Origin of the sequence: Kitasatospora sp. NPDC088134 (genome assembly GCF_044741705.1) — a bacterium.
Lineage (GTDB): Bacteria > Actinomycetota > Actinomycetes > Streptomycetales > Streptomycetaceae > Kitasatospora.
Map to the genome: position 1 here is coordinate 39,525 of NZ_JBIUTD010000026.1, position 13,327 is coordinate 52,851.

General features: G+C 74.5%; 10 protein-coding genes. 3 read left to right on the plus strand and 7 right to left on the minus strand.

The window, feature by feature from the left end:
* Nucleotides 1–684, minus strand: a complete 684-nt coding sequence (locus ACIOHG_RS30160; RefSeq protein WP_400955276.1) for an O-methyltransferase — start codon at nucleotides 682–684, stop codon at nucleotides 1–3.
* Between the two features lie 188 nt (nucleotides 685–872).
* Nucleotides 873–1,547, minus strand: a complete 675-nt coding sequence (locus ACIOHG_RS30165; protein ID WP_400955278.1) for a DedA family protein — start codon at nucleotides 1,545–1,547, stop codon at nucleotides 873–875.
* A 375-nt stretch (nucleotides 1,548–1,922) separates the two neighbouring features.
* On the opposite strand from ACIOHG_RS30165, the gene ACIOHG_RS30170 reads away from it, so the two are divergent.
* Nucleotides 1,923–2,864, plus strand: a complete 942-nt coding sequence (locus tag ACIOHG_RS30170; RefSeq protein ID WP_400955280.1) for an aldo/keto reductase — start codon at nucleotides 1,923–1,925, stop codon at nucleotides 2,862–2,864.
* 33 nt (nucleotides 2,865–2,897) lie between these two features.
* Here the strand turns inward: ACIOHG_RS30170 and ACIOHG_RS30175 are convergent, their stop codons facing one another.
* The 3 genes from ACIOHG_RS30175 to ACIOHG_RS30185 form a co-directional block, all read right to left on the minus strand.
* A complete protein-coding gene (locus tag ACIOHG_RS30175) occupies nucleotides 2,898–3,872 on the minus strand; it encodes an ADP-ribosylglycohydrolase family protein (protein WP_400955283.1) in 975 nt (324 codons plus the stop codon).
* An 88-nt stretch (nucleotides 3,873–3,960) separates the two neighbouring features.
* The gene (locus tag ACIOHG_RS30180; protein ID WP_400955285.1) at nucleotides 3,961–4,788 is read right to left on the minus strand and encodes an alpha/beta fold hydrolase; all 828 of its coding nucleotides are present in this window, start codon (nucleotides 4,786–4,788) and stop codon (nucleotides 3,961–3,963) included.
* 217 nt (nucleotides 4,789–5,005) lie between these two features.
* On the minus strand, nucleotides 5,006–7,453 hold the full coding sequence (locus ACIOHG_RS30185) for a glycoside hydrolase family 2 protein (RefSeq protein WP_400955288.1): 2,448 nt from the start codon (nucleotides 7,451–7,453) through the stop codon (nucleotides 5,006–5,008).
* A 635-nt stretch (nucleotides 7,454–8,088) separates the two neighbouring features.
* Here ACIOHG_RS30185 and ACIOHG_RS30190 point away from each other — a divergent pair.
* Nucleotides 8,089–9,144, plus strand: a complete 1,056-nt coding sequence (locus ACIOHG_RS30190; protein ID WP_400955290.1) for a LacI family DNA-binding transcriptional regulator — start codon at nucleotides 8,089–8,091, stop codon at nucleotides 9,142–9,144.
* A gap of 3 nt (nucleotides 9,145–9,147) precedes the next feature.
* Here the strand turns inward: ACIOHG_RS30190 and ACIOHG_RS30195 are convergent, their stop codons facing one another.
* A complete protein-coding gene (locus ACIOHG_RS30195) occupies nucleotides 9,148–10,782 on the minus strand; it encodes a serine/threonine-protein kinase (protein WP_400955293.1) in 1,635 nt (544 codons plus the stop codon).
* A 211-nt stretch (nucleotides 10,783–10,993) separates the two neighbouring features.
* On the opposite strand from ACIOHG_RS30195, the gene ACIOHG_RS30200 reads away from it, so the two are divergent.
* Nucleotides 10,994–12,823, plus strand: coding sequence for a hypothetical protein (locus ACIOHG_RS30200; protein ID WP_400955295.1), 1,830 nt, complete (start codon nucleotides 10,994–10,996; stop codon nucleotides 12,821–12,823).
* Between the two features lie 8 nt (nucleotides 12,824–12,831).
* Here ACIOHG_RS30200 and ACIOHG_RS30205 read toward each other — a convergent pair whose 3' ends face one another.
* Nucleotides 12,832–13,287: a hypothetical protein gene (locus ACIOHG_RS30205; RefSeq protein ID WP_400955298.1), complete on the minus strand. Its 456-nt coding sequence runs from the start codon at nucleotides 13,285–13,287 to the stop codon at nucleotides 12,832–12,834.
* Between the last annotated feature and the right edge of the window lie 40 nt (nucleotides 13,288–13,327).

Here is a 13,327-nt window from a genome sequence, read left to right on the forward strand (position 1 = left end):
TCAGCCCTCCACCCGGATCAGCGTGAACCCGTCGTAGCCCTTGGTGCCGACGGTCTGCACGGTGGTGGCGTCGAACTTCGGCTCGGCGGCGATCAGTTCGTGCATCTCGCGGACGCCGCGGACCGCCTCGTCGGTGCTGTCGGGGTCGGCGAGCCGCCCGCCGCGCACCACGTTGTCGACCACGATCACCGAGCCGGGCCGGGTGAGCGGCAGCACCGCCCGCAGGTAGTGCGGGATGCTCGCCTTGTCGGCGTCGACGAAGACCAGGTCGTATGGTTCGGTGCCGGCCGCGGCGAGCTGCGCCAGGCTGTCGCGGGCGGCCCCGACCCGGACCTCGACCAGGTCGGCGAAGCCGGCCCGGGCCAGGTTGCCGGTGGCGACGGCGGCGTGCGCCGGGTCGAGTTCCAGGGTGGTCAGCGCGCCGTCGGCGGGCAGGGCGCGGGCCAGCCAGATGGTGCTGTAGCCGGCCAGGGTGCCGATCTCCAGGACCCGGCGGGCGCCCTGCATCCGGGCCAGCAGGTTGAGCAGCTTGCCCTGGTTGGGGGCGACGGCGATCTGCGGCAGCCCGGCCGCGTCGGCGTCGGCGAGCGCGGCGGCCAGCACCTCGTCCGCGCCGATCAGCCGTTCCTCGGCGTACTCGTCCACCGCGGCCCACTGCTGCGGGCCGGTCTGCTGCGTGGTCATCCCCACCTCCGTGATCGACTCGCGTGCGACCCTACTCCCCCGCCCGCGCGATCGGTGCGCCCGGCACGGCGCGGGGCCGGACGGACGCCGGAACGGGCCGGACGCGGGAACGGGCCGGGCCCGGAACGCGCGCGGGCCGCCGCACCGGACGAGGTGCGACGGCCCGTGACTGCTCGACCGGCGGGGCGTCAGTCGGTGCGCTCGCCGAAGGTCTCGGCGAGCGGTTCGCCGCTCGGGCCGCCGGACTGCTCGGGGTGCGCGGCGCGGGACTTCTTCGCCTTGTGCTTGAGGTACAGCGCCGAGCCGACGCCGAACAGCGCGGCCGCGCCCAGGCCGATGTAGGACGCGCCCTGCAGGTACCGCTCGGCGACCTTGCCGACCTGGTACACCAGCAGGGTCGTGCCGCCGGCCCAGACCACGCCGCCGAGCACGTTGGCGATCAGGAACTTCCAGTACGGCATCCGCAGGGTGCCGGCCAGCGGGCCCGCGAAGATCCGCAGCAGGGCGATGAAGCGGCCGAAGAAGACCGCCCACATGCCCCAGCGCTCGAAGGCCCGCTCGGCGGTGGCGAGGTGGTCGGGTCCGAAGTGCTTGGGGAACCTGCGGCCGAGCTTGGCGAACAGCGGCCGCCCGCCCTTGTGGCCGATGGCGTAGCCGATCGAGTCGCCGATGATGGCGCCGGCGATGGCGCAGCCGGCCACGCCCCACGGGCTGACGACGCCCTTGGCGGCCAGCAGCGCGGACGTGACCAGGGCGATCTCGCCGGGCAGCGGGATGCCGAGGCTCTCCAGGCCGATGATCAGCCCGATGATCACGTACACCGAGGTCGGTGGAACGCTCTCGATCCACTGGTCGAGGTGCAAGGCGGAGTACCTCCGTCTGGGCGGGGACAGGCGGCCGACACTCGTCCGGCGCACGGGAAAGTTTCGGTAAAGGACCGAGTTCGGCCAGCCTAGCCTCTCCCGCCCCCCGGCTCCCTTCCCGTCCCCGCCAACGGCCACCACCACCCCCGGGTTCCCGCCCGGAACCCCGACCGGCCGCCCTCGGCCCGACTGCCCCCGGCGGTCCGTCCGGCACCTGATCCAACTCCGGCCGGGCACCGGTTCGTTCCCGATCCGGCTGTGAGAATCCGCGCACCCGGCGCGCCTGGCCGTCCGTTCCCCGCGCACCCCATACTCCGTCACCGGACAGCGCTGGACAGCACCGGACAGCACCGGCACGGACGGACGGGGACGCGGATGAACACTTCGGCAACGGCAACGGCGGCGGCGGCAACGGCAGCAGCGGCGGCAGGCACCTGGCGGCTCGGCGACCTGACGGTGAACCGCCTCGGCTACGGCGCGATGCGGCTCACCGGCAACGGCATGATGGGCAACTCGGACGGCGCGCCGATCGACCGGGCGCACGCCGTCCGGCTGCTGCACATCGCCTTCGACCGGGGCGTGAACCACGTCGACACGGCCGCGTTCTACTTCTCGCCGCTGCGCTCCGCCAACGAGCTGATCAACCGGGCGCTCGCGGACCGGCCGGACGGCGAGGTGACGGTGGTGACCAAGGTCGGGCCGGGGCGGCTGCCGTCCGGCGAGTGGCAGACCATGGCCCGGCCCGAGGAGCTGCGCGGCCAGGTCGAGGAGAACCTGCGCCAGCTCGGCCGCGACCACCTGGACGTGGTCAACCTGCGCCGCAACGGGCCGGACGTGGACGACGTCAGCGAGCACTTCGGCGCCCTCGCCGAGCTGCGGGCGGCCGGGCTGATCCGGCACCTGGGACTCTCCAACTGCCGTCCCGAGCACGTCCACCAGGCCCGGGCGGTGGCTCCCGTGGTGTGCGTGCAGAACTCCTTCGGGCTGGACAACCGTCGCTCCGAGGAACTGGGCGTGCTGGACCTGTGCCGTGAGCTCGGCATCGCCTTCGTCCCGTTCTTCGCCGTCTCCGGCCCGGCCCGGGAGGGCGTCCCGGCCGGCGAGCGGGACGCCCGGGTGCAGGCCGTCGCCGCCGCGCACGGCGCGACGCCCGCCCAGGTCCGGCTGGCCTGGACGCTGCACCGGGGCCCGCACGTGCTGGCCATCCCGGGCACCACGAACCCGGCCCACCTGGCCGAGAACCTGGCCGCCGCCGCGCTCCGCCTCACCCCCGCCGAACTCGCCCTGCTGGAGCCGGACAGCAGCATCGCCTCCTGAAATCCACTGCCCAGCAAGAGATATGACGTAGCGTCAGCCCTCCTCCGCCACCCACGCGGGGAGCGGTTCGCGGCGCTCCAGCCACTGCGCCGGCACGCCGGCCAGGCCGGTGCGGGCGGCGACCACGCCGCCGGTGATCGCGCAGGTGGTGTCGACGTCGCCCAGGCCCTCGGCGGTGGTCCAGAGCGCGTCGGTGAGGCTGTCCAGGTGGCGGGCGGCCGACCAGAGCGCGAACGGGACGGTGTCGGAGGCGCGCATCCTCCGCCCGCTGCCGAGCAGCTCGGCGGCCCGCCCGGGCGCGGTGGCGGGTGACAGGTCGGCGGCGGCCCGGACGCCGTCCCGGACCGGGCCCTCGGGCGTCCGGTCGGCCACCTCGTGCAGCAGCTCGGCGCCCGCCGGGGCCCCACCGGGCACCCCGGCCCGGTCAGCGGATTCCCCGGCCCGGTCGGCGGGCTCCCCACCCCGGGCGGCGAGCGCGGCGGCCACCGCGACGGCGACCGCCCCGGCGATGCCCTCGGGGTGGGCGTGGGTGACCTCGGCGGAGTACCGGGCCTGCTCGGCGGCCTCGTCCAGGTCCGCGGCGAACCAGGCGCCGAGCGGGGCGACCCGCATGGCCGCGCCGTTGCCCAGGCTGCCCTCGCCGTCGAAGAGTTCCACCGCCTCCTGCGCCCAGCTCCCGGGCCGCTCCGCGAGGACGGGCAGCAGGCGGTACATGCCGTGCCCGTAGCCGCGCGCCGGGTCGGCGAGCAGGCCGGCGCCGAACATCGCGGCGAGCCGATTGCGGTTCACCCCGCCGTCGTCGAGCAGCGTCCGGTACACGCACAGCGCCATCGCGGTGTCGTCCGTCCAGCGCCACTCCGGCTCCTCGGGGGTGCGGCGGCGCCCGATCTGGTCGAGCGCCTCCTGCGGCGGACGGAACCGCTTGAACCAGCGCTCCCCGAACGCGTCCCCGAGGGCCAGTCCCTCCAGTGCCCGGCGCGCGGCCCGCCGCGCGGTGATCGTCGTCATGCGCCGATCCTGCCACCCGCCCCCGACGGCGGCGCTGACGGGCGTTCAGGCGATCGGGCGGCGCTCAAACGCTCAGGCGGTCAGGCGGTCAGGCGTTCAGGAACTCGATCAGGTCCCGGTTGAAGCGCTCCTTGTCGCCCGGCACCATGGCGATGCCGTGCGAGCCGCCCTCGTACACCTTGAGCACCGCGCCGGGGACCAGGGCGGCGGTCTTGCGGGCGGTGGCGTCGATCGGGACGATCTGGTCGTCGTCGCCGTGCACGATCAGCAGCGGGATGTCGAACTTCGCCAGGTCCGCGTGGAAGTCGGTGTAGCCGAAGGCGTCCACGCAGTCGACGCCGCCCTCGATCGCCTGGGCCATCGCCATGTACCAGAAAGCGTCCTTGTTGCCCTCGGTGGCCCGGCTGCCGGGGCGGTTCGCGGACAGGAAGCCGACGGCGGTGTCCTTCCAGAACTGCGAGCGCTCGTTGAGGATGCCCGCCTTGATGTCGTCGAAGACGCTGCCGGGCACGCCCTCGGGGTTGTCGGGGCCCTGCACCATCAGCGGCGGGATCGCGGACAGCAGGACGGCGGACCTGAGCCGGGAGGTGCCGTGCCGGCCGATGTAGCGGGCGAGTTCGCCGCCGCCCATGGAGTGCGCGACCAGGGTGACGTCGCGCAGGTCGAGGCCGGTGAGCAGGTCGTTCAGGTCGTCGGCGAAGGTGTCGAAGTCGTAGCCGTCGTAGACGGGGGTGGAGCGGCCGTGGCCGCGCCGGTCGTGCGCGAGGGCGCGGTAGCCGGCGTCGGCGACGGCCTTGAGCTGGTCCTGCCAGGCGTCGCCGTTGAGCGGCCAGCCGTGGATGAAGACGACGGGGCGGCCGCTGCCCCAGTCCTTGTAGAAGATCTCCACACCGTCGCGGGTCGTGCAGCTGGGCATGCGTGGCTCCGTCCGGAGGGCCGGGCGGCGGGGCCTGCCCGGCGGGGAGGGTGGCGGTGCCCCGCGCGCACGGTTCGGGCGCGGTTCGGTGGCGGGCACCGCGACCATTCAAGGCACAGCCGGGCCGGGGCCGCACCCGGGAGCGTCCGGTCCGGGCCCGCCGAGCGGCGGACCCGGACCCGGTACGGGAGTCAACCCGCTTGGCACGCGGCCGGGTTCACGCCGGTTCGACGCAGAACACGGCCGCCCGGACCTGCGCGGCGGTGGGGGTGCCGGCGCCGTGCACCCGGATGGTGGTGCGCTCGCCGGGGAGCAGCGTGGTCAGGCCCCGGTCGGCGGTGGCGGCGGGGTCGATCCGGTCGGCCTGCAGCAGCAGGTCGCGGACCAGGGTGCGGGCGGTGACCACCACGTCGACCGCGCCGTCGCCGGCCTCCTCGACGGCGAGTTCGAACTCCGGCCGGGGGTAGGCGAACGCCTTGTCGGCGACCGCGAAGTGCACGGCGCGCAGGCCGTCCGCGTCGGCGACCAGGTACTCCTCGGCGCTCCCGGCGGCGGGCAACAGACCTTCTGGGACGGGGAGTTGACGGACCGTCCGGGCCTCGGCGGTCAGCTCGACGACGGTCTCGGCGAGCACCTTGCCGCCGGCGTCCAGGCGGCGCAGCCGCAGCGCGGTGGTCCAGGGCTCGGCGCCCTGGTTGACCAGGGCGATCCGGGGGTCGCCGGCGCGATCGGCGGGCTGCAGGGTGAGCAGCCGGTCGGCGTAGAGGCGGCGCAGTTCGTGGTGGAGCGGCTTGAGCCGGCCGTCGCCGTCGATCGCGGCCCAGGAGGAGACCGGCCAGCAGTCGTTGAGCTGCCAGACCACGGTGCCGGCGCAGTGCGGCCAGTGCGAGCGCCAGTGCTCGATGCCGGTGGCGATCGCGCGGGCCTGGATCAGCTGGGTGAGGTAGTGCCAGCGGTCGAAGTCAGCGGCTCCGGTGGGGAGTTCGAAGTGCCGGGCGACGCCGCGGTTCAGCTTGCCGTTGCCGTCCTCGGCCTTCTGGTGGTGCAGCATGCCGGGCGAGTCGGCGGCCAGGTCCTCGGTCGGCAGGGCGCGGCGCAGCGTGGCGTACGCGGGCGGGGCCTGCCAGCCGAACTCGGCGACGAAGCGGGGCACCGAGGCCCGGTACTCGGCGAAGTCCTGGCGGTTCCACACCTCCCAGGAGTGGTGGGTGCCGTGGTCGACGTCGTTGGGGTGGTGGTCCCAACTGCCGGACCAGGGGCTGCCGGCCGCGTACGGGCGGGTGGGGTCGAGTTCGGCGACGATCCGGGGCAGCACGCCGAGGTAGTAGCCCTCGCCCCAGGAGTCGGCCCCCGCGGAGCCGGTGCGCAGTTCCTCCTCCCAGCCCCAGTCCCGGAAGCCCCACAGGTTCTCGTTGTTGCCGTTCCACAGCACCAGCGAGGGGTGCGGCATCAGGCGGACCACGTTGTCGCGGGCCTCGGCCTCGACCTCGCCGCGCAGCGGCTGCTCCTCGGGGTAGGCGGAGCAGGCGAACGGGAAGTCCTGCCAGACCAGCAGGCCGAGTTCGTCGCAGGTGTCGTAGAACGCCTCCTGCTCGTAGATGCCGCCGCCCCAGACCCGGATCAGGTCGAGGTTGGCATCGGCGGCCTGCCGCAGGCGGTGGCGGTAGCGGGCGGGGGTGACCCGGGTGATCAGGGTGTCGTCGGGGATCCAGTTGGCGCCCCGGACGAAGATCGGCTCGCCGTTGACGGCCAGCGTGAAGGGGGTGCCGGTGGCGTCGGGGGTGCGGCGCAGTTCGACGGTGCGGAAGCCGATCCGGCGCTGCCAGGTGTCGAGCGGTTCGCCGCCGTCGGCGAGGGTGAGGGCGAGGTCGTAGCGGGGCTGTGCGCCGTAGCCGCGCGGCCACCAGAGGGCGACGTCGGCGGCCGCCAGGGTGAGCACGCCGGTGTCGCCGTCGAGCACGGCCTCGGCCTCGGCCACGACCTCGGTGCCGGTGGCGCCGCCGGCGACGGTGGCGCGGACGGTGAGCGGGCGGCCGGCGCCGGTGGCGGTGCGCTCGACGGTGACGTGCACCTCGACCCGGCCGGTGCCGCCGTCGACGGTCACCAGCGGGCGGACCTCGGCGAGCCGGGCGGTGGACCAGTGCTCCAGGCGGGCGGGCTTCCAGATGCCGGCGGTGGGCAGGGTCGGGCCCCAGTCCCAGCCGAAGGAGCTGGCCATCTTGCGGATGTACTGGAACGGTTCGGGGTAGACGTTCGGACGGTCACCGACCAGGGTGCGGACCCGCTCGGCCTCGGTGTAGGCGCTGGTGAACTCGACCTTCAGCTCGCCGGTCAGCCCGGTGGCGTCGAAGCGGTAGCGGCGGTGCATGTTGCGGGTGCTGCCCAGTTCGGTGCCGCCGAGGGTGACGGTGGCGGCGGTGTCGAGGCCGTCGAAGACCAGGTCGGTGCGCTCGTGGCCGCTGCCGTGCGCGGGCAGGTCGAGGGTGTAGGTCCAGTCGCGGCGGCCGACCCAGGCCACCTCGGTCTCGTTGGCGTCGAGGAACGGGTCGGGGATCAGTCCGGCGTCCAGCAGGTCGGTGTGGACGCAGCCGGGCACGGTGGCGGGCAGCCGGTCCCCGTCGTGGTGCAGGCTCCAGCCCTGGTCGAGCGGGGTGGTGTCCTTCATGCGTGCGGCTCCTCGGTGAAGTCGGCCGGACCGGTGGTCGGGCAAGCGGCGCGAGCAGAACCGTAACCCGCCGGAGCAGCGCTGTCCATAAACCGGTTATGTGGGTGCCTTGATGGGTTTCAATGGCCGTCAACTCCGGCTGCATGCTGGGCCTGAACCGGAAACGACACTGCTGCCCCGCCGTTTTCCGGGCAGGCTGGACGGAGTTTGAGATTTACCGGTTCACAAGCCTCGCGACGAGGCCGGGGTTCAGTCGCCGACAACCTGCTGCGCCTCGCCCGGCAGCGGTACCGAGGTCGGGGCGATGCCCGCCACCAGCCCCTTGAGCGGAGCGGTCGCGTGGCAGTGAGCGCGGCGGCGAGCAGGACGGCGGTGGGGGTGAGTCCGGGTGGCGGCGGGCCCGAGGGCCCGAGCGTCCGCCCGATCGGCTGGTTAACCGATTAGGCAAGAAGGGCCGTAAGAGCGACCCGATATCCTTCCCACCTGCTGGTTAACCGTTCGTTGCAGAACTCTTCCCGGAGGTGGCGCCGGGCTACAGCGGAGGGGGTGCGCGTAGTAGCTTGAGAGGGCACAGCAGGTCCGCGCCCCGCGTTCGCACCCCGGCCGGACAGTCGACGTACCGTCCGAAAGGTCCCGTGGAGCAGGTGTCCCAGCAGCAGAGCCCGCCGGCGAAGCGGCCGACCATCGCCGACATCGCCAAGATCGTGGGCGTGTCCAAGGTCTCCGTCTCCAACGCCTTGAACGGTCAACCCGGCGTCTCCGACGCCACCCGCGCCAAGATCGCCGCCGTCGCCGAGGAGTTGGGCTTCGTCCGCAACAGCGCGGCCCGCGCGCTCAGCGGCGCCAAGGCCGCCGCCGTCGGCCTGGCGCTCTGCCGGCCGGCCCGGATGCTGGGCACCGAACCGTTCTTCATGGAGCTGATCGGCGGCATCGAGAAGGTGCTCTCCGACGCCTCCTACTCACTCGCCCTGCAGGTCGTCTCCGACCACGAGCGCGGCCTGGAGGCGTACCGCCGCTGGTGGGGCGAACGGCACATCGACGGCGCGATCCTGGTCGACCTGCGCCGCGACGACGCCCGGGTCCCGGCCCTGGAGGAGATGGGCCTGCCGACCGTGGTCATCGGCCACCCCTCCGGTTCCGGGCGGCTCACCCCGGTCTGGTCGGACGACGCCGCCGCCGTCCGCGAGACCATGGAGTACCTGGCCGCGCTCGGCCACCGCCGGGTCGCCCGGGTGGCGGGGCTCACGGGGCTGGTGCACACCGCGATCCGCGACGAGGCGTTCGCCGCCGCCTGCGCCGACCTCGGCCTGGACGCGCTGCCCACCGCGCACACCGACTACACCGGCGAGGAGGGCGCCCGCGCCACCCGCCGCCTGCTGCTCTCCCCCGTCCGCCCGACCGCGATCCTCTACGACAACGACATCACCGCCGTCGCCGGCCTGTCCGTCGCCCAGGAACTCGGCCTCTCCGTCCCCCGCGACCTCTCCCTGGTCGCCTGGGACGACTCCCCGCTGGTCCAGGTGGTCCGCCCCCCGCTGACCGCCCTCACCCGCGACATCCACGCCTACGGCGCGCACGCCGCCCGCACCCTGCTCGACCTGATCGCGGGCCGCCCCGCCGACGGCTACGAGGACCTGGCCCCCCAACTCACCCCGCGCGGCTCCACGGCCGCACCCCCGCCCGTGAACTGACGGTCAGACGGGGCGCTTCGCGGGAGCCGCGCGGCGGTTGAGGAACAGCAGCAGGTTGACCATCAGGATCAGCGTGCCGCCTCCTTGCAGCGTCGAGCGCACCTCGTAGAGCGGATTGTCGTCAGTGGTCCAGAGGCCGCAGGTCATCACCAGCAGCATGCCGCCGACGAGGAGCACCGCGGCGAACCACACCGTGAGCAACAGGGCCCCCACCGTGCGGACGCCCCGCAGCACCGGGTGCCGGGGAGCGGTCCGCAGCCCGATCAGGAGCAGCAGCGCCGCCAGCGCGGTGCCGATGACCCCTGCTCCGACCACGACCGAGTCGGTGGACACTCCCTGGACACCGCTGGAGACGGCCTGCCACGGGTGGTGCCAGTCGAAGGACTCGGTCACCGCGCCCACCTCATGCCCGGTCTTCCGGACCCGCCACCGCTCGGTCATGAACGGAACCAGCGCCGCAACGAGCGGCCCCACCAACCCGGTGAACGCCACCACCGCCACCGGATCCTCGACGTCGAACCGGGCGAGCGCGGCGGACCACCTGCCGCCGTTCGGGGCCTTCGGCGGCCGGGCGTCCATCGGCCGGGTGCCGGCCGGCCGGGGCAGCAGCACCGTCGAGCCGGTCACCGGCGCCCCGCTCTCCGCTTCCGCCTCCTCTGCGCCCTGCCCGCCGTACTCCTCGTACTCCTCATCCTCTTCGTCCTCTTCACCGTCGGCTCCGATGACGAGCGCGCGCAGCGCGGCGGTGCGTTCCTGCACGGCCGTCAGCCCGCCGGTGACGTCCATCCAGGCGCCGGGCCCGGGCGGGCCACCGAGCAGTTCCTCGCAGCGGGCCCGGACCTCGGCCGGGGTGGGCCGGTGCCCGGGGTCCTTGGCGAAGCAGTCGGCGAGCAGAGCGCGCAGCGGCGCGTCGAGGTCGGCCAGGTCGGGGTCGTCGGCGACGATCCGGTGCGCGACGGCCCACTGGTTCTCCGCAGCGAAGGCGTCGCGTCCGGTGGCCAGCCGGTACAGGGTCGAGGCGAGCGCGAACACGTCGGAGGCGGGGCCGACGGTGCGGCCGGTCGCCTGCTCGGGCGACATGTACGCGGGGGTGCCGACCCGGGTCGACTGGCTGTGCTGGACGGCGGACTCGGTGAGCGACTTGACAATGCCGAAGTCGATGACCTTGGGTCCGCTCTCGTCCAGCACGATGTTGGCGGGCTTGAGGTCGCGGTGCACGACCTGCGCGGCGTGGATGTCGCCCAGGGCGTGCGCGATGCCCCAGCCGAGCAGGAGCACCTGCCCGGTCGGCAGCGGGCCGTTCCGGACCACCAGGTCGTGCAGCGAGGGCCCGGCCACGTACGCGGTGGCCAGCCACGGCTGTCCGCCGTGCGGGTCGGCGTCCAGCAGCGGCGCGAGGTGCGCGCCCCGGACCTTCTGCGCGGCGGCGATCTCGCGGGCGAACCGGTCCCCGAACTCGGCGTCCCTGGCCAGTTCCTCCCGGACCACCTTGACGGCGGCGAACTGCCCGCCGGGCGAGAGCGCGAGGAAGACCCGGCCCATCCCGCCCTCGCCGAGCCGCGCCGCCACCCGGAACCGTCCCAGCTGCTCCGGGTCCTGCGGCCGCAACTCCTGGAAACGGAACACCTCCGTGACCATGGCGCACCGTCCTCTCCGCGCACGTCGGTCCGTACGCCAACGCCCGATCGTAGGGCGCTTCCTGACCCACCACCAGGTGATCCGGCGAAGCGACCCGGCCCGGCGGGGAACAGTTCCGGGGGCCTCGCCGTCCACCGGCTTCCCGTGCTGTCCGGCGGCCCCGGTAGCCTCGACGGGCCAGGACGGATCACGACACAGCACGGAGCAGCGGATGAAGTCCCCCGACGCACTCGACGGGGTCGACTGGGGTGCCCTGACGCACGCGTACGGGGCGGCGGACGACCTGCCGGAGCTGATCCGGGGCCTGTACGGGACGGAGCCGGCGGCCGTCGAGGAGGTCCGCTACGAGCTGGTGAGCGCGATCTGCCACCAGGGCAGCGTCTACCCGGCGTCCGCAGCCGCGGTGCCGTTCCTCGCGCACGCCGCCCGGCACGCCCCGCTGCGGCGCGACCACCTGCTGGTGCTGCTGTTCCTGATGGCCGATCACGATGCCGAGTTCCTCGAATCCCGGCACTGGGCGGCGAGCGACACCGCCGCCGTGTGCCGCGAACTGTGCCGGGCGCTGCCCGAGTTGCTGCCCTGCCTGGACGACCCGGAGGTCGAGGTCCGGCAGGCCGCGCTGCGGGTGGTGGCCGCCGTCGCCGACCTGCTGCCCGAGCCGGAGCGCGCCGAATACGCCGTACGGGCAACCGACTTGTACGCCACGGACCCGGCGGCAGAGGTCCGGGCGGACGCCCTGGTGCTGCTCGACCGGCTCGGCCGGCCCCTGCCCGTGCCGGCGGACCACCCGCTCGCCCCGGTCCGCGCCGTCTCCGCCCTGCTGACCGCCGAACGGCACGGGCCGCCGTACCCGGCCGGGGCCGTCGCCGTGCTCGCCGCCGAAGGGCCGGATGCCGCACCGGAGATGCTCTGGCCCAACACCGGCTCCGCCGAGCAGCACCGCACCGACCTGCTGGAGCGGGACCCGGACGCCGCGCTGACCGTCGCCGCCCGCTGGATCGCCGACGGCGACCGCGGCACCCACGGCAGTTGGCTAGCCGAGGCGGTCGTGCAGACCTGGCGCGACCGCGAGGCCGAAGTCCTCGACCTGGTGCACGCCGCGCTCCCGCACCACGCCGAGGACCCGTCCGTCCAACTGCGCGTCCTCACGCACTGGATCGACCACCTGCCCGCACCGGACGCCCGCCTCCGCGACACCCTGTGCGCGCACGCCGCCACCGGCGACGACACCGCCCTGCTCGGCCTGGTCCGGGCCCGCGACACCCGCGCCCTCCCCCTGCTGGCCGTCCGGCCCGCACCCGAACTCCTCGCCGAGGCCGCCCGGTTGCTGCCCGCCGAGGCCGTCCGCCCGCTGGTCCTGCGCCAACTCGCCGACTGCGCCGACCCGTTCCGCACCAGGACGCTCCTCGGGGCGCTCGGCGCGGTCGGCGGCGGGGCCGTCCCCGAACTGGCCGCCTGCCTGCGCGAGGGCCGGGCCGCCGTCGAGGCCGCCCGCGAACTCGGCCGCACCGGCCGCCCCACCCCCGAGGTCCTGGCCCTGCTGCACCGCGCCACCACCGGCCCGGACGAGGCGCTGCGGGCCGCGGCCGCCGCCGCGCACCACCGGCTCACCGGCGACACCGCTCACGCCCTGCCGGTCTTCGCCGAACTCCTCGCCCTCCGCCACCCCGCCTTCCCACTAAGCCGGTTGGCGCACCTCGGCCCGGCCGCCGCCCCGCTGCTGCCGCTGGTCGAACCGCTCCTCGCGGCCCGTGACCACCACCTCCGGCTGGCCGCCGCGGTCGCGCACCACCGCCTCACCGGCGACGCCACCGCCGCGCTCCCCGTCCTCACCGGCCTGCTGCGCCCCGACGACCTCGGCCTCGACGCGCTGCGCGCCCTCACCGCGATCGGCCGACTCCCCGACGCGGCCCGCCCCGCCGTCCGTGCCTTCGCCTTCTCCCCGCACCGCCTGTTCCCCGACCACCCCCTGACCCCCACCGGCGGCGGCCACACCGACCGCGAGGCCCGCGCCCTGTCCTTGGCCCTGCTCCGCAACTGACGTCCCCGTCATCCCCGTTCGGCGCGCTCCGCCAGCAACACCCAGGCGGCGAAGGCCGGTTCGTCACCGGACGGCCAGTACGCGGCACAGACCTCGGCGGCCCGGATGGCGTCCTCGGCCGTCCCGGCCAGCCCGGCCCGCAGCAGGACCGGCACCCCGGCCCGGAGCAGCGCGCGGCACTCGGCGGACTCCGGTGCGGCGACGGCGAGTTCGGCCAGCAGTCGCAGGAACAGACTCCGGACGAGCGGCAGCAGGGCCCCGCCGTCCAAGGCCGCGAGCATCAGCCCGACCGCGGCGGGCGCGACCGGCGGAACGGCGCCCGCGCCGTCACCGATCAGGTGCGGGGCCGGGTCCTGCATCCGCATCCGCTCCGGCGAGTCGATCTCCACCAACTCCCCGAGCAGTTCGCCCAGATGCCCCGCCGACCCCCCGCACCCGCACCGCACCCCGCTCCAGTCCACCACCGGTTTCACCCTCCCGACGCACCCGCCCCCGGCCCGACAA